Here is a 19847-nt window from a genome sequence, read left to right as displayed (position 1 = left end):
GCGGCGGCGGGGCGGCCCATCGGGCCGCCCCTCGCGCGTCAGGCCGTCATTGACTGGCCAGCCCGCAATCGGTCTTGAGGAAATCGTTGATCAGCGTCAGCGTCTGGCGCTGCTGGCGGGGGTACCACGGCATGCTGTGCGGCATGTCGGCGATCCATTCGAACTTGGCATGGACCTTGTCCTTCACAGCCTCGTAGAACGGATGCGCGTGGATCGCCGGCGGCGTGCGCACGTCGCGGTCACCGTCGAACAGCAGGATCGGCAGGTGCGCCTTGTCCGCGTTGGCCATCGGATCCATGCCCTTGACGGTCACGCCCTGCAGGATGCGCTGCAGCCGGTTGTCGCTCCACGACGTGTTCAGTCGACCCAGATCGGCCACGGGGGCACCGGCGATCGCGCACTTGAACGGCGACGGCGAGCGCACGGTCGCCGCCACGGCGGCAAACCCGCCATAGGAATAGCCGAAGATCGCGATCTGCCCGTCTTTGGTGATGCCCTGCGACACCAGCCAGGCCGCGGCATCATCGAGATCGTCCGACATCTTCAGGCCCCACTGGGCGTCGCCGGCGAGCCAGAGCTGGCGACCGAGCCCCTGCGTGCCGCGGTATTGCGGCCGGATCACCGCATAACCGCGCGAGGTCAGCAGCGGCACCCAGCCGCTTTCGTCCCAGCCGGTGTAGTCGCGAGCCCACGGCCCGCCGTGCGGCAGCACGATCGCTGGCGCCGGGGCATCACCCTTCTTCCAACCTGCGGGCAGATCGAGGATGGCGGGGATCTCCATGCCGTCGCGGGCCTTGTAGCTGACCCAGCTCTCCTGACCGGTCATGCCCGGCTTGATCCACGGGCGGGTGCTTCCCAGCGTGACCAGCCGACTCTTGTTGAGCAGCAGGTGATAGGCGCTGGGCGTCGCCGCATTCTGCGTCGTGAAAAGAACCTTGGAGAAATCGTTGGTGTAGGACTCGATGGCGACCTGCTGACCCGGGAATGCCGGGGTCAGGCCAGCCACGATGCCCTTGAGCACCGGATCGATGTAGACCGTCTGCGGCTGTGGGCCGCCCACCACAAAGCCGACGACCTGGTTGAAGTTCTCCGGCCGCCTGCTGAAGATCAGGTCGGTGATGGAGAAATCCTTGTCCGCCAGGGCGGGCTCGGCATCGTACTTATGCGTGACCGCGTCGTAGAGACGGACCTGGACCTTGTCGGAAAACTGGTTGGTCAGCACGTAGTACTTGCCGGTGGCATCGTCCACGCCGACCACGTTGACCTCGTAGCGGTTCGACAGTTTGGTGGTGAGCGGATCCTGCACCTCGAACGCGCCGGTGCGCGGATTGAGGATCAGCAGCCGCTGCTCGTAATCGCCGCCGACCGGGTCGATTTCCGACTTCACCAGCACCTTGCCGTTGCGCGAGTCGAACAGCACAGGCGTGGTGCGCGTGCTGCCGATGAACAGCAGATCGGTGCTGCCGTCCTTAAGGTTGTAGAGGTAGTAATTGGACATCGCGCTGAGGCCACTCAGGCGCCGGATGATTACCTTGTCCGGATCCAGTGGCAGCATGTCCACCAGCGCCGCCGTTCCGGCCAGCTCGAGGCAAATCTCGGTGTTACGGCTCACGCCCATGCGGCGCGTCTTCTGTTCGAACGCCTCCTGGAACTTTTTCTGGTCGGCCCCCGTCAGGTAGGTCTTGGTGACGAAGGTCTTGGTTGCCCCGACGACCTTGCCTTCGCCGCAGCCGCTGAGCTGGCCGGTCCACTCCTGACGCGCGATGGCGAGAACCCGGTCCGCCTTGAGCGCGTAGGCGCCGATGAACTTCATGTGCTCGCCGGAAGGCGTCACCACCTTCGGGCCAGACGCCAGATCATCCATGTCCCAGGTCGCCAGCGCCGCCTCGTCCCTGTCCTTCGGGGAAGGAATCAGGCCAACCAGGTGCTTGCCGTCCGGACTCATGCTCACTGACTGCAGCGCCGGTAGGCGGGCAAGGTCCTCGATCGCAATGGGTTGGGCCGCATGGGCGACCCCGATGCCCATGAGCAAAATCGAAAGGCCGCCGAACAAGGGCCGTGTGAAAAACTGTCGCATATCTCTGTACTCCATCCAGTCGAAGCCGGAACGGTCGGCCTACTCCATCAACGAGGCTGCGTTGACTCACCCCTACCGCCAGCCGAGGAACGACGTTGCAGTGCGGGTAGCCGGACGATGCCAAGGCCGTCGAACTGACGCCGTAACACTAGGAGCGTGGGCCGTAGAAGCCATTCGGGCTGTAAAGCTCTTCGCCGCGAACGTTTCTACGGCCCACGCTCCTAGCAAGAAGAAGGGAGGCGACGAACGTCGCCTCCCTTTGGATCAACCGATTCCGTTTACTCAGAACCGGTAGTTGATGCGACCGAAGAATGTACGACCGAACCAGTCGTACTGGGACGCGAACCGCGGGGTGTTGCCCAGGCGCGTATCCACACCCGAAGAGATCAGGTCCGGCTTGGTGTCGAACACGTTGCGGATACCGAACTGGGCGGTCCAGCTGTCGCGGTTGTAGGTCACCGACAGGTCATGCAGGAACTGGGCGTCGGCCCTGATGTCACGACGGGCATTCTTGTAACCCTGATAGGTAAAGGTGTCCGAAATGTCCTTGTTGCTGGTGCCGCTGACGTACTGCCCCTGCCACGAGATCGTCCAGTCGCCGCGCGTGTAGCTGGCATTCAGCAGCGCAGTCCACTGCGGGCTGCCGATGTAGCCGATGCGGTCGGAGTTCGCCACACCGCTCGCAGCGTCCGTGCTGAAGTATCGGGTGACATCGGACAGCGTCTTCACTGCCTGGATACCCGCGCGAACGGTGCCGAACGAGTAATCCTGGGCGAAGTCGGCCTGCAGGTCGTAACCGCGCTGGCGCTGGCTGTTGATGTTGATGAACGTGGCGTAGACGTTGGTGATCTTGAACGCCTCGCCACCGGTGCCCGGGTTGCGCTCGAACAGGTTGCACAGATTGTTCGGATACACCGGTGACGCGTAGCAGCCGGTCACGATGTTGGCTGCGCTGAGCGTGCCGATCTCGCCCTTGATCTGGTAGTCGAAGTAGTCGACCGCCAGGCTCAGGTTGGCGAAGTCCGGCGTCCATACCAGGCCGGCCGTCTTGGCGCGCGAGGTTTCCGGCTTAAGGAAGCCCTTGCCACCGCCCGTGAACACCTGGGCCGACGAGTTGTTGGGGGACGTAAAGTCGCCCGGGATTCCAGCTGCGGCGCAGTTGGCGCGGATGAAGTCGTTGGTGCTGTCCTGCCACTGGATGCACGGATCGATCGACAGCTGGCCGACGAAACCGGACTGGTTGCCCAGGTACAGTTCGTACAGCTGCGGCGCACGATAGGACGTACCCAGCGTGCCGCGGGCACGGAAAGTCGGGGTGATCTGCCAGCTCAGGCCAGCCTTCCACACCTTGTCCCACGAGCCCACGCTGTCGTACTTGAACACGCGGCCCGACACGTCGGCGGTGAGCGACTCGATGCCCGGCAGGCCGCTGAGCAGCGGCACGCCCAGCTCGGCGAAGGCTTCCTTCACGTTATCGGTGCCTCGGGTGCGCTGTGCCGAGGAGTAACCCCACTCGTAACCGGCGGCGTTGTTGGCGTCCGGCTGGTCGTCGATCGAGTAGCGGCGGAACTCCACGCCGGTCGCCGCGGACACCTCGCCCGCCGGCAGGCTGAACAGATCGCCCTTCGCCGTGGCGTTGAAGGTGGTCTGCTTGTAGATCGTCTTGCCCTGGGTGGGCAGGCCGACCGCACCGACCAGCTCCATCATCCGATCGCCGTTGAGAAAGCCGGGATCGAAGTAGTCCACCGGGGTCTCGAACGGCGGCAGTTGATTGGCCGGCTCGCCGAAGTCACCACTCTTGCGCGCGTCGATGCCGATATGGCTGTAGGTGCCACCGCTGCGCGAGAACGTGCCGTTGACATTCCAGTCCCAGCTGCTGTCACCGAAACCGCCCTCCAGACCGCTGCGGACGTAGAAGTAATCCACCACTTCCTTGTTGTTGGACGGATACGGCATGACCGGCTGGAACAAGCCAATGCCCGACGGCGGCCAGCCGAAAGCAGCGCTGGCATCATCCGGCGAACCCACCGGCACTTCGTGATACACAAGTGGGAAGAACTGACGCCAACCGCGGGTGGTGGTGACGCGGCGGTTGACCAGTAGCTGGTTGTCCCAGGTGATGTCGCCGAAGATGAAATGCGTGCTGGCGTAACCGCTGGTGTTGCGGTTCTTGTTGATCGCCCACGCTTGATCCTGGAACGGAGAGTTTGTGACCTCCTCGTAGAACGCTTGGCCGCCATTGGCATAGGTGCCTCGCTCGGCTGGCTTGAAGCCGGGCAGCGGGCCGATCGTGCTGCCGTCTCGGGTGGGCACGTAACGGGTACCGCTGGCGTAGGTAAGGAACTCGTTCTGCAGCATGTTGTTGCAGCCGGCGTAGCGCGTGCCGGCGAGGATCGAGCGGTCCTCGCGATCGATGAACTGGCCGTCGGTGCCGCGGATGCGGTCGTTGCTGCAACGCAGGAAGTCGCGGTCGCGCAGCGCCAGCGGCAGCTGCTCCTGTACCTGCGCGGCGAGCACGACGCTGCCCTTCTCGAAGCTGAAGCCGGTGGCGATCGAGGTCGTCACCTGGTCGGCACCACCGTGCTGCGGCGAGCCCCAGAAGGCCTCCAGCTCGGTGCGGTCCATCCGCTTCTTGGTGATCAAGTTGACCACGCCGGAGATCGCGTCCGAACCATAGATCGAGGACGAACCGTCCTTCACGATCTCCACGCCGCCCAAGATGACTTCTGGCACCACGTTCAGGTCGAAACCCGAGCCGGTCTGGCCCTGCGTGCCGGCCGGGCCGGGGCGCTGGCCGTCGAGCAGCACGAGCGTGCGGTTTGCACCGAGACCGCGCAAGTCGATCGTCTGGATGCCGGTACCGCCACCCACCACGAAGCCGCTGAACTGGTTGTTGATCTGGGTCGAGCCCAATGCCACGGCGCTGGTCTGCAGCAGATTGACCGTGCCGAACGAGCCAGCGGCGCGCTGGGCCTGGATGTCGATCTTCTGGATCGGAACGATGTCCTGGTATTCAGGCCGGCTCAACAGACTACCGGTGACGGTGACGGTCTGGAGCTGCTTCGGTTGCTCCTTGGTCTTGTCAGTTGAGCTGGCCTTCTGCTGGTCGGCAGAAGCCGACTGGTCCTGCGCAAACGCCGGCGTGAGCTGGAGGGCAGCGACAATCGCGACGGTTAGCGGCAAACGCGGAAGCCCCCGACGAACAAACTTCATCATTGTGTTTCTCCCCTGGATTATTCTGATAACTTTGGTCAATTCATTAAATTGACGTTCAGGAGAGTAGTGGGTGGATCGATGAGATCGCAACTTCTTTCGTGCAGCCAAGCCTTCGCATGATTTTCCGAAAACATGGGCTGTACAGAGATGTCGCTGGTGGCGGCACGGGTCGACAGCCAGTCATCGCGATCACGCCAGCGGCACGCTGTTCGCCGAGACCAAGTTGCCGTTGCGGACGTGGTTTCTGGCGATCTACCTGCTGACCCAGCACAAGAACGGCATCTCGGCGCTGGCGCTGCGGCGGCAACTAGGCGTGTCGTCGTACAACACGGCGTGGCTGCTTCAAGCACAAGCTGATGCAGGCGATGGTCGAGCGCGACAGCGAGCAGGTCCTGAGCGGCATCGTGCTGATGGACGATGCGTACTGGGGTGGCGAACGCCACGGCGGTGGCACGGGCCGCGGCAGCCCCGGCAAGACGCCGTTCGTGGCGGCGGTGCAGTGCACTGCCGAGGGGCACCCGATCGCCATGCGGATGGATGAGGTGGCCGGGTTTCGCAAAAAGGTGTTGGCCGCGTGGGCCCAACGCCATCCGGCGCCGGGCACGGCGGTCGTCACCGACGGGCTGACGTGTTTTCCGGGCGTGACCGATGCCGATTGCACGCATACCGCCATCCCCACCGGCGGCGGCGTCCCCGATCTGGGGCATCCCATCTTCACGTGGGTCAACACGATGCTGGGTAACGTCAAGAACGCGCTGCATGGTACCTACCATGCGCTGCGTCCGAAGTACCTGCAGCGCTATCTGTCCGAGTTCTGCTACCGATTCAATCGCCGCTTCGACCTGGCCGCCCTGGTGCCGCGCCTCATCGTCGCCGCGGCGCGGACGCCACCGCTGAGTTATCGGCTTGCAACGGTGGATGCGTGACGTGGGAAATCAGGACGCGGCTTGTCCGCGATGGGAGAACGACGATGGCAAAGGCAGCATTGCGAAGCAGACTTCCGTCCTGGGAAGTGTCGGACGCGTTTTGGCAGCGGGTCGAACCCTTGATTCCACAACGCCAACGAGAAGCGGGCAAGGAGTATCGGCGCAAACCCGGCGGCGGGCGCAAGCCCAAGGAGGCACGCGTGGTGTTCGAGGCCATCGTGTATGTCCTGCGCACCGGTTGCCAGCCAAAGAGAAGCGTCGAGACCCCACCAAACGCGCCCGGCGCCGGGGGGGGTCGAGGTCGCACACAGTTGGTTCAATCGCTTTCGCAAGCTCTTGGTATGCCACGAAAAACTTGAACGCAGTTTTCTCGGCCTCAATCATCTCGCGGCGGCGATCATCGCGTTTCGCAAGGTGCCTTTGAAGGTCAATATTATTTACGGATAAGTTCTAAGCCGCTCCGGCCCCTCCGCTGGCGGAATGTTCCCGACCGGACCCAGCAGTCGTTGGTAATTGTGGACCCGGTGGGCGTGATGGCCTCACCGTTCCTCCGGGATTCCGGGGGGATGTACTCGTTCTCGTACAGCCCATTGACCGTCCCCGGCCAACGCATTGTCGCAGCCGTCTCCGACGCTGCCGACCGGCGGCGCGATGCCCGTCTCGGTCAGGCGTCCGCTGTAACGGATCGATACGTGCTGCACGCGGTGGATGTGCGCATCGCCGCCGTCACGGTGTCGGGCATGCAGTGGAAACAGCGTCGATTGCGGCCGGCTTCGCCACGTGCGAAAGCCGTCAAGGCCATGCCCGCAATTTGCGCTGCGGGCATGGTTGCGAGCATATCGGCGCGGGAATCCGCGTTTTGGCACAGGCTTCATGCTGAGCGTTCTTGCATCCCGCAGGGCCCGGTGGACGGGCTGCCTCGTGACGGTGCGCCGCAGCATGACAAGCCCAAATTTCTGTCGCATCTTATGTCATATAGTATGACAATTTAAATTGTCCGACTATCCATGGACAGCTTGAAAGCGGGTCCGAAGAGACGGGACGCCGCCGATAATCTGCATCGTCCAGGCCGGATCATTGCCTCGGCTGTTGCGGCATCGGTCACGCCTCCGCCAACCGTCAGCGACACAAAAAGCCTTGGGGAGAACTTCATGGAGCATCCGATTCTGGTTTCCTGCACGACCAGTCTTCTGGCCGGTGCGATCAGCGCCTGCCTGATCCCGGCAACCGCGATGGCGACCACTGCGGTCGACAAACCCGCCTTGGAACAAGCTGCCCAGGCGTCAGCGCAAGCCAGCTCCGCCAGGGGCAACGCCGCGCAGGCAGCCAGGCAGCGCGAGAAAGAGCAAGCCAAGAAGAATGCAGTCAATCTCTCCACCATAAACGTGACTCCGTTGCGAAGCAGTCTCGAGAGCGCACAGGAGATCAAGCGCGATGCGAGGATGGTGGTGGATTCCGTCGTGGCCGAAGACATCGGCAAGCTACCGGACAACAGCGTGGCCGATGCCCTGCAGCGCGTGACCGGCGTGCAGGTGGCGCAGGGCTTCCAGGGCGAGACCAGTACCGTGGTCGTGCGTGGCCTGCCGAATGTAGTCACCACGTGGAATGGTCGCGAGATCTTCAACGCCGGTGGCCGCCAGTTTTCGTTCCAGGATCTTCCGGCCACCGCCGTGAGTCGTCTGGACGTCTACAAGTCGACCGAAGCGACGATGGTCACCGGTGGCATCGCGGGTACTGTCGACATGCGGACCTACCGGCCGTTCGACTTCAGCGGTTTCAAGGCGGTGGCCACGCTCAACGAAACCCATCAGAAATACGGTGGCCACACCGACCCCACGGCCAGCTTCTTGCTCAGCAACCGCTGGCACACCGATGCAGGCGAATTCGGTGCGCTGCTGAACGCTGGCATCACCACCATGCATTACGACTACAACGTCGCCTACGTGGACGACAATCTCACCCGGGTGATGACGGACGGCTCAGGGAATCCGGTGCGCACCGGCAATGGCAATCTGCTCGTGGCCCCGAACCAGTACGGCGCGAATTACAACGTGGGTTGGCGCAAACGCCCGGAAGCCAACTACGCCCTGCAGTGGAAGCCGACCGACAACACCGAAATGTACCTGGAGGGCCTGTATACCTGGGATTCGGACAAATACAACCAGACGTACTATTTCTCGGGGCCGCAGAACGTGGTCGCGCCATCACAGGTCACCGCCAGCGATGCCTGCTTCCCGGTAGGTCAGGTCGGTTCGCCATATTACGGGCAGACGATCTGCCCATTGACCAGTACGACGTTCACCGGCAATTACTATGCCGCCACAAGCACCCAGGCACGTCAGCAGTGGGGCCACAATTTCCAGAATGCCTGGGGCTTCAAGTGGCGCGGTGACCGCCTTCGGCTGTCCACCGATCTGAGCCGCACCACCTCCAGCTTCCAGACCGACAATTTCGTCATCGACACCTTCCTCGATGCCTACCACGCTCCGCTCACCACCTACTACAACTACCCGAATACGTGGGGCCTGGTCGGCAATCCCCAGCTGGACCCGCACAACTACTATCTGAACGGGCTGTACCAGCAGTGGAACAACAACCGAGCGACGCAGACCGCGTGGCGCGGCGACGGCAATTACGATTTCAATGGCGATCTGTTCGGCTCGGTCGATTTCGGCTTGCGCTACGCGGATACCACGGCCAGCGCGTCCGGCGCCATGCACAACCAGGGTCCTCCGGGCGGTGCCTGGCTGGCTGGCGGCGTGCCGAATCCGGCAAACAACGTCTATGCGTTGTTCGGCCCCGGATATTTCTGCTCGATCCCGCGGGACGGTGCGGTGCCTGACGGCGCACTGAGCGGTTGTTACGATTACCTGGCGAACAACGAGGATGCTCTGCGCGGCTACTACGGCATGCCGCCCGGCCTGCTGCCGCCGCAGCAGGGCCAGTACTTCCATATCGGCGAGAAGACCTACTCGGCGTACGCCCAGTTCAATTACGGCAACGAATTGTTCGGCCTGCCGTTCGATGGTGTCATCGGCATGCGCATGGAACGGGTCAAGCGCAATCTCGCCGCCTACACCTATGACACTTCGACCAACACCTATTCGCCGATAGGCTTGAACACCGACGAACGGAACTGGTTGCCGAACGCCACTTTCAACCTGCACTTCACCGACAACCTGCAGATGCGCCTGTCGGCCGGCAAGACGATCCAGTATCCGGGCTTCGGCCAGCTCAATCCGTCACTTACCCTGAGCCCGGCCACGGCCAATACCATCGCCACCGGCGGCGGTGGCAACCCCAACCTGAAGCCGACCAGATCCAACAGCTACGACGCCACGCTCGAGTGGTATTTCAGCCCTGCCGGCTCGCTGACCGGCGGCGTGTTCTACCACGATATCACCGGCTATATCGAAAATTACAGCTTCGAGGAAAACATCAACGGAACCACCTACCTGATTTCCGGCCCCCAGAGTTCGGGCAGCGGGCATCTGGAGGGCATGGAACTGGCCTATACGCAGTTCTTCAGCTTCCTGCCCGGCGCCTGGAGCGGCCTGGGCGTGCAGGCCAACTACACCCTTATCGACAGCAAACTCAAGACGCCTGCGATGACCGGCAACGGCTTCATCAGCACATCGTTCCAGAACGTGTCGAAGAGCAACTACAACCTCGTGCTGATGTATGAAAAGTACGGTTTCTCGGCCCGCCTCGCCTACAACTACCGCAGTCGTTTCCCCGAGTTCTTCCTTGCTTCGTCCGGCGTGATCGGCAACAACGCCCAAATGTACGACAAGCCGGCGAACATGCTCGACATGTCGATCGGCTACGACGTCAACACGCACGTGGCGGTGGTACTGAATGCAACCAACCTCACGCATGCCAAGTTCCATTCGTATGCGGGGCCAGGCCAGGCGCTGCCGCAGGACCTGCGCTACCAGGACAGCTCGGTGGGCCTGGGCGTACGCCTGAAGTTCTGACCGGCGTTCCATCCGGGTTTCCCGGCCCACCGCGCCACCCGGTTGACCGGTTGGCGCGGTGGGCCGGGGGCAGTCGAGGAGGACATCGTGCTGCGACACTTTCCGGGCGCTGCGCTCGCACTTTCGGCATGGGTGCTGCCCGTGCCGGGAGTTGCGGCGGCGCATACCGGACCCACATTCGCCAATCCGTTGTTTGCAGGCGGCGATCCGTGGATCACGCAGGTCTCCGGCGTCTACTATTACTCCGCCTCGCAATGCGGCGTGGCTGCCATCTGCATCAGACACTCGCGAAGCCTGTCCGGGCTGGCACGGGCGCCCTGGATCGGGGTGTGGAATCCTCCTGACCGGGGCGCACCGAACGCCCGCGACATCTGGGCTCCAGAACTGCACCACATCAACGGCCGCTGGTACATCTACTATGCCGCCGACGATGGTGACAACGACCATCATCGGCTCTACGTGCTGGAGGCGGCCCGACCTGAAGGCCCCTATGCAGAGGCAGATACCGGCCTGCCGCACGGACACCTGGCCGAATCAAGCAGGCACTGGGGGATCGATCCGGACGTTTTCACTGCGGCCGACGGCCGCCTGTATCTGACCTGGTCGTGCACCGATCACCATGATTCGCGCTTCCCGCAGCGGATCTGCCTGGCACGAATGCGCGATCCGCTCCACGTGACCGGCGCCACGGTCGCACTCTCCACGCCGAGGCGCCCATGGGAGACGCGCGGCAAGCCGATCCAGGAAGGGCCGGTTGGCTACACCCGGGCCGGCCACACCTACATCACCTATTCCGCCGGCGCGAGCTGGATCCCGAACGACTATGCGGTTGGGCTGCTTGCGCTCACACCCGGCGCCTCGCCGCTGGATGCGTCGGCATGGCACAAGTCCGGGCCGATCTTCGACCATCACGGCACGGTCTACGGACCGGGCTCGGTAGTGTTCGTTCCATCGCCGGATGGGCGCCAGTGGTGGAACGTGTACCACGCCATCGAGCGCCTGGATTGCAAGCCAGCTTATGTATGCCGGGACATTCGCATGCAGCCGATGCATTTCGATGACCTTGGCGCGCCCGTGCTGGGCGTGCCCTACAAGGCAGGCATGGCACTACCGCTGCCGTCCGGTGACCTGAGGCAGGCGCATGGATCCTGAGGATCGCGCACGGAAGCCTCGACGCGCTCCCCCGGTATGGCGGTAGCAGGAGCGGTTGCGGGCCTGGTGGCCGTCCCGGCGATCGGCATGTGCGCATCCATTTGCAAGTGCTGGTGGCGGTGGCGGCCCTCCCCGAGGCCACCGCCACATTTTTTCCGAACGGCATCCAGCCCCATGTGCGGCAGGGCAACGACGGCCAGGCTCGCCAGCAGATGGCGGCGCACCGCCACCCCACCGTCTCAGCGCCCGATCTCGCGCAGCCGCTTGCCGGACATCAGATTGCGCTCGATCTCCTCCAGCGTGGTGCCCTTGGTCTCCGGCACCAGCCAGAAAGTGAACAGGATGAACACCACGTTGAACGCCCCGTACAGCCAGAACGTGGCGGCATTGCCGATGCCGTTGAGCAGGCTCAGGAAGGACACGCCCACCACCCAGTTGGCCGCCCAGTTGGTGAAGGTGGAGCAGCCGATGCCGAAGTCGCGTCCCTTCAACGGCTGGATCTCCGAGCACAGCGTCCAGATCAGCGGGCCGGCCGACATGGCGAAGCCGACGATGAAGATCAGCAGCATGCCGACGGTGAAGAACTGCTCGGCGTGGCTGTGGATGCCCAGGTGCATCATCGTGCCGACCACGCCCAGACCCAGCGCCATCACCACGAAGCCGACGTACAGGATCGGCTTGCGGCCGAGCTTGTCGACGAAGGCGATGGCGATGAAGGTGGCCAGCACGTTGACCAGCCCGACGATGGCGGTGAACCACAGCTGCGACTCGGTGTTGTAGCCCATGCCCTGGAAGATGCGCGGCGCGTAGTACATCACCACGTTCATGCCGGTGAGCTGCTGCATCACCTGCAGCAGCACGCCCAGGCCCACCGAGCGGCGGAAATTGGCGTTCTGGAAGAACATGTGCACGCCACGCTGCGGCACCTTGAGCTGCTGCTCGATATCGCTCAGCTCCTGGTTGACCTCCACCGGATTGCCGCGCAGCTTGAACAGCACCTGCTCGGCCTCGGCGCGACGGCCACGCATCATCAGCCAGCGCGGGCTGTACGGCAGGAAGAACACACCGGCCAGGAACAGCGCTCCGGGAATCGCGATGATGCCCAGCATCCAGCGCCAGTTGCCGGTGTAGCTGAAGGCGGTGTCGGAGAGGAAGGCCGCCAGGATACCGATGGTGATCATCAGCTGGTACAGCGAGATCATCGCGCCACGGATCTTCTCGGGGGCGATCTCGGCCAGGTACAGCGGCGCGGTGAAGCTGGCGATGCCGATGGCCACGCCGAGGATGAGCCGACCCACGATCAGCACGTAGGGCGCCCATGCCATGCCGCACAGCACCGAACCGGCGACGAACAGCACGGCGCCGAGGATCAACGAACGCTTGCGTCCCAGGTGGCCGGACATCCAGCCCGCACCCAGCGCACCGAGCGCGGCACCGGCCATCATGATCGAGACGATCCACTCGATGGTGCGATCGCCGACCGCGAACTCCTTCTGGATGAACTGCTGGGCACCGGAGATCACGCCGATGTCCAGGCCGAACATCAGGCCGGCGAGCGCGGCGAGGATACAGGTGAAGATCGCGGTGGCCCTGGAATGACCGACGGCAGCTTGGGCAACGGAGTTCATGGCAGGCTTCCTTGTGGAAGGGATGAAGGGTTGAAACTCAGCCGGCGGCAGACGATGCCCCGGGGCGACCGGCAAAGCGGGGTTCGGGCAATCCATGCACGCCGACGTTGGCGCGGAACAGCGCCCCTGCAAGCGGCTCGGCAGCCAGCGCGGCGCTGGAGAGGCCCTCGCGCGCGCTGGTGACGTACAGCGTGTCCAGCCGCGCACCACCGAAGGCTGCACGGGTGGGTTGGCTCGCCGGCAGTGGCAGCACGCTGCGCAGCGCGCCATCGGGTCCGTGGCAGACCACGCGACCGCGGCCCCATTGCGCATTCCAGAGGTTGCCATCGGCGTCCACGCAGGAACCGTCCGGCTCGCCGAGCCGGCCATCGACCGTGGCGAACAGGCGCGGCGGCCCCAGCGTGTCGCCGTAGGCGCAGCAATGGATCTGCCGGGTCAGCGAATCGCAGAAATACATGGTGCCGCCATCGGGGCTGAAGGCGATGGAGTTGCCGATCGCCACCGCGGGCAGGTCGAGCTTCTCCAGCACCCGATGGGCATCCAGCCGCCAGAAGCCGCCGACCGCTTGCCTGACACCGGATGCCGGCTCGTGCAGCGTGCCGAACACGAAACGGCCCTGGCGATCGCAGCCACCGTCGTTGCTGCGCGTGGAGGCGCCCGGCTCGACGGCGTGCAGCGGTTCGAGGTAGCCGTCGGCAAGACGGAAAAAGGCCAGCCGCGAGGCCAGCGCCAGCAGCAGCCAGCCGTCGTCTTCGCACAGCGCGAACGAGGCCAGCCGCTCGGGCATCGCCCAGGCCTGCAGCGCATCACTGTCCGGGTGCCAGCAGTACAGCAGCGCGCGGGCGATGTCGGTCCAGTACACCGACTGTGTGCGGTCACACCACACGATGCCTTCGCCGAGCGTATTGCCCGCGTCCACCGCCGGCTGCATGACGGGCAGCGTCCGGACCTCGCTCATACCCAGCCGCCGTCCACGATGAAATCCTGGCCGGTGCACATGCGGCTGTCGTCGGCGGCGAGGAACAGCGCCATGCGCGCCAGGTCCTCGGCCATCAGATAGCCCGGCATGCACTGCACGCGGCGGAGCTCGGCCTCGCCCTCGGCATCCAGCCACAGCGCACGCTGTTTCTCGGTGATCACCCAGCCGGGAATCAGCCCGTTGATGCGGATGTGCTGCCGGCCCAGTTCGCGCGCCATGCCGTTGACGAAGCCGCGCACGGCCGCCTTGGCCATCGCGTACAGCGGGTAGCCGCCGCTCTTCTTCATCCAGCCGGTGGAGCCCAGGCAGATGATCGAGCCGCCGCCCAGTGCCTGCATGTCCGGCAGCACCGCCTGGGTGGCGAAGATCTGGTGGCGCAGGTTGATCGCCACGTTGCGCTCGAATGCCGCCACGTCGACCGTGGCCAGCGCATGGCGCGCGTCGTTGGCGGCGTTGTTGACCAGCACGGCGATCGGCCCGATGCCTTCGCGCGCGGTGGCGATCGCCGCCCGCAGTGCGGCGACGTCGGTGAGATCGCAATGCAGGTAGACCGGCGCGTGCGGCACTTCGTCCAGTGCGTCCAGCACCCGCCGGGCGCCGGCGTCGTCGACGTCGAGGAAGGCCACGCGCGCGCCCTGGCGGGCGAAGTGTTCGACGAAGCTGGCGCCGATACCGCTGGCGCCGCCGGTGATCAGGACGTTGCGATCGACCAGGCTGGGGTACGTGGCGAAGGAGGACATCAGCAGGTTCCGGAAACGGGAGGGAGCGCGGCGACGCGTGGCATCACCATTCGGCGACGCTGCCGTCGGCGTGGCGCCACAGCGGGTTGCGCCAGCGGTGGCCGATCTCGGCCCGTTCCGCCACGTAGGCCTCGTTCACCTCGATACCCAGGCCGGGGCCGTGCGGAATGGTCACGTAGCCGTCCTCGTAGGCGAACACGCGGCGGTCGGTGACGTAGTCGAGCAGGTCGTTGGTCGCGTTGTAGTGGATGCCCAGGCTCTGCTCCTGGATGAAGGCGTTGTGGCACACGCCGTCCAGTTGCAGGTTGGCCGCCAGCGCAATCGGACCCAGCGGGCAGTGCAGCGCCAGCGCCACGTCGTAGGCCTCGGCCATCGCCGCGATCTTGCGCGTCTCGGTGATGCCGCCCGAATGCGACGGATCGGGCTGGATGATGTCCACGCCGCCCATCTGCAGCACGCGCTTGAAGTCGTAGCGCGAATAGAGGCGCTCGCCCAGCGCGATCGGCGCCGGCGACAGCGAGGCCAGCTCGGGCAGCGCCTCGAGATGGTCGGACAGCACCGGCTCCTCGATGAACATCAATTTGTACGGCGCCAGCTCGCGCATCAGCACCTTGGCCATCGGCTTGTGCACGCGGCCGTGGAAGTCCAGGCCCAGGCCGACGTTCGGCCCGACCGCATCGCGCACCGCCTGCACGTTCTCCAGCACGCGGGTGACCTTGTCGTGGGTATCGACGAAGTGCATTTCCTCGGTGGCGTTCATCTTCACCGCGGTGAAACCGCGCTCGACCGCGGCCTTCGCCGCCGCCGCGGTATCCGCGGGGCGGTCGCCGCCGATCCACGAGTACACGCGGATGCGCTCGCGCACGCGCCCGCCCAGCAGTTCGTGCACCGGCACACCCAGCGCCCGGCCCTTGATGTCCCACAGCGCCTGGTCGATGCCGGCGATCGCGCTCATCAGGATCGGCCCACCGCGGTAGAAGCCGCCGCGGTACATCACGTTCCACAGGTCCTCGACCCGGCGCGGGTCCTGGCCGACCAGGTAGTCCGACAGTTCCTCGACCGCGGCTGCGACGGTCTGCGCGCGGCCCTCGACCACCGGTTCGCCCCAGCCGCTGATGCCGGCGTCGGTTTCGATGCGCACGAAGCACCAGCGCGGTGGCACCAGGTACGTGGTGAGTCGGGTGATCTTCATGGGGCGCTTTCCTGGGGCGATGTGGCAAGGGCGGCCCACGCGTCGGCAAAGCGGCGGGCGCGTCGTTCGATCTCCGCGGCGTCGACGCCGGGGGCAAACAGCGCCGAGCCGATGCCGAAGCCCTGCGCTCCGGCAGCGATCCACGGCGCCATGGTGTCCGGCGTGATGCCGCCGACCGGCAGCACCGGCAGGTCCGGCGGCAGCACGGCGCGCCAGGCCTTGAGTACTCTCGGCGCGGCCTGCTCGGCGGGAAACAGCTTGAGCCCGTCGGCGCCGGCGGCGATCGCCGCGAAGGCCTCGGTGGGCGTGGCGACGCCCGGCACGCAGACCAGGCCACGCGCCTTGGCGGCGCGGATCACGGTGGCATCGGCGTGCGGCATCACGATCAGCCGGCCACCGGCCGCGGCGACCTCGTCGACCTGCGCCGGCGTCATCACAGTGCCCGCGCCGACCAGACAACCGTCACCCAGCGCCTCGACCAGCCGGCGGATGCTGTCGCAGGGCCGCGGCGAGTTCAGGGGCACTTCGAGTACACGCAGGCCCGCGCTGGCCAGCGCCCGGCCGATGGCAACCGCTTCCTCCGGCAGCAGGCCGCGCAGGATCGCCACCAGCGGCAGCGGCGAGAGCCAGGGGGTCAGCATGAACGGGCCTCCTTCGGCGCCATGGCCAGGGGCTCGGCCACCAGTCCGGCAGCGACGGCGAGCTGCCACAGCCCATCGGCGACGACGTCGACCCACGGCTGGGCAAAGGAAAGATCGAAATGCGCGGCAGCCTCGCGGTAGCGCGCACACAGCGCGGCATCGCCGATCAGCTGGATCGGCGCATCGATGCGGAAGCGGCCGCTGGCGATCTGCGCGCGCAGTTCCTCGCCCAGCAGCAGACCGGAGAGATAGTCCGGCACCGAGGCCGGCGCCAGCATGCCGTCGAGCATCAGCGCGCGGGCCGAGAACAATCGCGAGAGTCCACCGGCCGCGCCGCTGTCGCGGGCGGCGAGCACGCCGCGCGCAAAGGCATCCGGCGCCGGCGCACCCTCGTCGCCGCCGGCATTCAGGATCGAGTGCCGCCGCAGCAGCGCGAACAGTTCGCCGGTCATCGCCGTGCTGAAGTCGACGATCGCGCCGTCGCGCACGCTGGCCCACTTGCTGTGCGTGCCGGGCAGCACGACCGTGGCATGCGCGGCCAGCGCCGGATCGCGCGCCATCGCGCCGAACAGCTGTGTCTCCTCGCCACGCATCACGTCCGGGCCTTGCGGGTTGCGCAGCCCCGGCACCAGGTGCAGCGCACGGCCGTCACCGGCGACGAAAACATGCAGCGCGCGCCCCAGTGTTACCGCGTCGGTCGGCAGCTCGAGATACGGTACCTCGCACCAGCCGTTGCGGCTGCCGACCATGCCGCAGGCCAGCCGCGGCAGCGCGGGCCAGCCGGCGGTGACCTCGGCCAGCGCCGCGTCGAAGCCGCCTTCCGGCAACTGGCGGATGCCCCACGGACGCGCGCGCACCTCGGCCACCGTGCCGGCATCGAGCCGATAGGCGCGCAGGCTGCTGGTGCCCCAGTCGAGTCCGATCAGGCCCGCCATCTGCTCAGGCCTTCGCCTTGCGGTGGCGGCGGATGTTGCTGCGCGAATCGGCCACCATCTTCAGCATCGCCTGACGTGCCACCTCGGGCTGGCGCCGGCGGATCGCCTCATACACCTTCTGGTGGTGGGGCAACGAATACTTGAAGTTGCTGGCGGTGCTCGCCGACAACACGAAGTAGGTGCCCAGCGCGGTCTCGATCACCGAGAACAGCGAGATCATCAACTCGTTGTTGGTGGCATGCAGCACGGCCTCGTGGAAGGCCAGGTCGGCCTCGGCCCAGTCGTCGAGGTTCTTCGCGGCGGCCATCGCCGCGTAGGCGGCTTCCACCGCGGCCAGCTGTTCCGGCGTGCGGCGGCGCGCCGCAGCGGCGGCGGCGGCCGGCTCGATGATCTCGCGCATTTCCACCAGCTTCTCGACGAAGTCTTCGGTAGGCATCGACTCGCAGCGCCAGGCCAGCACGTCGGCGTCGAGCTGGTTCCAGTGGATCGTCTCGCGCACCCGGGTACCGGTCTTCTGCCGCGATTCGATCAGCCCCTTGGCCGACAGCACCTTCATCGCCTCGCGCAGCGCGGTGCGGCTCATGCTCATGCGCTCGGCGAGCAGTTCTTCGCGTGGCAGGCTCTCGCCCGGCTTGAGCTCGCCGCTGACGATCTGCCTGCCCAGCTCATGGATCACCTGGCCATGCAGATTGCGCGTGGCGATCGGCCTCACCATTGGCTGTCTCCTTGTCGATGCCCGCCGTCCGCAAGGACGACGGCGGTTGGTTGGAGCGGCTGCCTCGGCCCGGCGGCATCCGGCCCGGCCAGCGCCGTTTATTTGTAATACTTTTTACCTTATAACAGGGCGAATGGGTAGCGTCATCGCGATGACGACCCGCGCGGTGCGACGCACCTCTCGTGGTGCGCCGCACAAAACAGCCCTGGTGCGCGCACTGCAAGAGCCGGACGCCGCAGCCACGATACCCGGCGCACGCCTCGCGCGCGGTCGCTGCGGGACGGCCACGGCCGATCGCGGACGCCGATCTCCCGCCATCGGACGATCCGCGCAGTGCCGGCGGTCCGGGCCGGAAATGCGGAGGAAGTACCGGGCCCGAATCCGACCCGGTGCTGCAGCGACCCCGTGCGTGCGTGACCGCACCGGACTTTTCCCGCCGGACGCGGGACACTATGCGTCTTTGATTCCCCATCTTCAGAGGAGCGGCCCATGAGCACGGACCGACTGGACATCGTCCGCCCCGACGACTGGCACCTGCATCTGCGCGACGGCGAGGCGCTGGCCTCGGTGGTCGGGCACACCGCGCGGCGCTTCGCCCGCGCCATCGTGATGCCCAACCTCAAGCCGCCGGTGACCACCGTGGCGCAGGCGCTGGCCTACCGCGGGCGCATCCTCGCTGCGCTGCCCACCGGCATGGCGTTCGAGCCGCTGATGACGCTGTACCTCACCCGCCAGACCATGCCGGAGGAGATCGTCGCGGCCAAGGCCAGCGGCCAGGTGCACGCGGTGAAGTTCTATCCGCAGGGCGCCACCACCCACTCGGACGCCGGCGTGTCGGATCTTTCCACCGTCTATCCGGTGCTGGAGGCGATGGAACAGGCCGATCTGCCGCTGCTGGTGCACGGCGAGGTGACCGACCCGGCGGTGGACGTGTTCGACCGCGAGAAGACCTTCATCGACCGCCACATGCTGCCGCTGCGTGCGCGCTTCCCGAACCTGCGCGTGGTGTTCGAGCACATCACCACCGCCGACGCCGTGCAGTTCGTGCAGGCGCAGGACAACCACGTGGCCGCCACCATCACCGTCCATCACCTGCTGCTCAACCGTAACGCGCTGTTCGACGGTGGCGTGCGCCCGCACCACTACTGCGCGCCGGTGCTCAAGCGCGAGCAGCATCGCCAGGCGCTGCTGGCCACGGCGACCGGCGGCGACAGCCGCTTCTTCCTCGGCACCGACAGCGCGCCGCACCCGCGCGCGGCCAAGCTGGCCGACTGCGGCTGCGCCGGCATCTTCACCGCGCACGCCGCGATCGAGCTGTACGCCGAAGCCTTCGACGAGGCCGGCAAGCTGGAAAACCTGGAGAGCTTCGCCAGCTTCCACGGCCCGGACTTCTACCGCCTGCCGCGCAACACCGAACGCCTGGTGCTGGAACGCCGCCCCTGGACCGTGCCCGCCACCGTGCCGCTGGGCGACAGCGTGTGCGTGCCGCTGCGCGCCGGCGGCAGCGTGGCGTGGTCGGTGGTGGATGCGCCCACGGACTGAGCGCCGTTTCGAGTGACACAGAGAGGGGTTATTTGCATCACCAGCTTGCGTAGACAGGTGAGGGCAGCGTCGGATAAGCGACCTGCGGCAAACGGATTCAGGGCGAGGAGCTTTTCGCCCAGGATGC

At 65.8% G+C, this 19847-nt stretch carries 12 protein-coding genes and 3 pseudogenes; 5 read left to right on the top strand and 10 right to left on the bottom strand.

Annotation, left to right across the window (positions count from 1 at the left end):
* Window positions 1-46: 46 nt before the first annotated feature.
* Both ACO2Q2_RS11830 and ACO2Q2_RS11825 read right to left on the bottom strand, forming a co-directional pair.
* On the bottom strand, window positions 47-2026 hold the full coding sequence (locus ACO2Q2_RS11830; RefSeq protein WP_423255980.1) for an alpha/beta hydrolase family protein: 1980 nt from the start codon (window positions 2024-2026) through the stop codon (window positions 47-49).
* A gap of 333 nt (window positions 2027-2359) precedes the next feature.
* Window positions 2360-5260 carry a TonB-dependent receptor domain-containing protein gene (locus ACO2Q2_RS11825; RefSeq protein ID WP_423255979.1) on the bottom strand — a complete coding sequence of 967 codons (2901 nt, stop codon included), beginning with the start codon at window positions 5258-5260 and terminating at the stop codon, window positions 2360-2362.
* A gap of 178 nt (window positions 5261-5438) precedes the next feature.
* On the opposite strand from ACO2Q2_RS11825, the pseudogene ACO2Q2_RS11820 reads away from it, so the two are divergent.
* Window positions 5439-6219: pseudogene (locus ACO2Q2_RS11820) on the top strand (IS1595 family transposase); the annotation flags it as partial.
* Window positions 6220-6278: 59 nt separating this feature from the next.
* Window positions 6279-6666, top strand: a pseudogene (locus tag ACO2Q2_RS11815) (transposase).
* Here ACO2Q2_RS11815 and ACO2Q2_RS11810 read toward each other — a convergent pair.
* Window positions 6657-6920: pseudogene (locus tag ACO2Q2_RS11810) on the bottom strand (IS3 family transposase); the annotation flags it as partial. The pseudogenes ACO2Q2_RS11815 and ACO2Q2_RS11810 sit on opposite strands and share 10 nt — an antisense overlap.
* Before the next feature lie 306 nt (window positions 6921-7226).
* On the opposite strand from ACO2Q2_RS11810, the gene ACO2Q2_RS11805 reads away from it, so the two are divergent.
* Complete coding sequence (locus ACO2Q2_RS11805) at window positions 7227-10196, top strand: TonB-dependent receptor (protein ID WP_423255978.1); 2970 nt, start codon at window positions 7227-7229, stop codon at window positions 10194-10196.
* A gap of 87 nt (window positions 10197-10283) precedes the next feature.
* Complete coding sequence (locus ACO2Q2_RS11800; protein ID WP_423255977.1) at window positions 10284-11348, top strand: glycoside hydrolase family 43 protein; 1065 nt, start codon at window positions 10284-10286, stop codon at window positions 11346-11348.
* A gap of 239 nt (window positions 11349-11587) precedes the next feature.
* Here the strand turns inward: ACO2Q2_RS11800 and ACO2Q2_RS11795 are convergent, their stop codons facing one another.
* From ACO2Q2_RS11795 to ACO2Q2_RS11765, 7 genes are read right to left on the bottom strand one after another with little or no spacing between them, the layout of a single operon-like run.
* Window positions 11588-12976, bottom strand: coding sequence for a sugar porter family MFS transporter (locus tag ACO2Q2_RS11795; protein ID WP_423255976.1), 1389 nt, complete (start codon window positions 12974-12976; stop codon window positions 11588-11590).
* Window positions 12977-13013: 37 nt separating this feature from the next.
* A complete protein-coding gene (locus tag ACO2Q2_RS11790; protein WP_423255975.1) occupies window positions 13014-13934 on the bottom strand; it encodes an SMP-30/gluconolactonase/LRE family protein in 921 nt (306 codons plus the stop codon).
* The gene (locus ACO2Q2_RS11785) at window positions 13931-14695 is read right to left on the bottom strand and encodes an SDR family NAD(P)-dependent oxidoreductase (protein ID WP_423255974.1); all 765 of its coding nucleotides are present in this window, start codon (window positions 14693-14695) and stop codon (window positions 13931-13933) included. The genes ACO2Q2_RS11790 and ACO2Q2_RS11785 overlap by 4 nt, the downstream gene beginning before the upstream one ends.
* Window positions 14696-14738: 43 nt before the next feature.
* A complete protein-coding gene (gene dgoD, locus ACO2Q2_RS11780; RefSeq protein WP_423255973.1) occupies window positions 14739-15887 on the bottom strand; it encodes a galactonate dehydratase in 1149 nt (382 codons plus the stop codon).
* Window positions 15884-16528 carry a 2-dehydro-3-deoxy-6-phosphogalactonate aldolase gene (locus tag ACO2Q2_RS11775; protein ID WP_423255972.1) on the bottom strand — a complete coding sequence of 215 codons (645 nt, stop codon included), beginning with the start codon at window positions 16526-16528 and terminating at the stop codon, window positions 15884-15886. The genes dgoD and ACO2Q2_RS11775 overlap by 4 nt, the downstream gene beginning before the upstream one ends.
* Window positions 16522-17463, bottom strand: coding sequence for a 2-dehydro-3-deoxygalactonokinase (locus ACO2Q2_RS11770; protein ID WP_423255971.1), 942 nt, complete (start codon window positions 17461-17463; stop codon window positions 16522-16524). The genes ACO2Q2_RS11775 and ACO2Q2_RS11770 overlap by 7 nt, the downstream gene beginning before the upstream one ends.
* Window positions 17464-17467: 4 nt before the next feature.
* Entirely contained in the window at window positions 17468-18178 is a 711-nt protein-coding gene (locus ACO2Q2_RS11765) for a FadR/GntR family transcriptional regulator (protein WP_423255970.1), read from the bottom strand.
* A gap of 489 nt (window positions 18179-18667) precedes the next feature.
* Here ACO2Q2_RS11765 and pyrC point away from each other — a divergent pair, with 489 nt between their 5' ends.
* Window positions 18668-19720: a dihydroorotase gene (gene pyrC, locus ACO2Q2_RS11760; protein ID WP_423255969.1), complete on the top strand. Its 1053-nt coding sequence runs from the start codon at window positions 18668-18670 to the stop codon at window positions 19718-19720.
* Window positions 19721-19847 lie beyond the last annotated feature (127 nt).

This window comes from Dyella sp. KRB-257 (assembly GCF_049445995.1).
Taxonomy (GTDB): Bacteria; Pseudomonadota; Gammaproteobacteria; order Xanthomonadales; family Rhodanobacteraceae; genus Dyella_A.
Note: the sequence above shows the minus strand (reverse complement) of the source record. Positions and strands in the feature narration are given on the sequence as shown.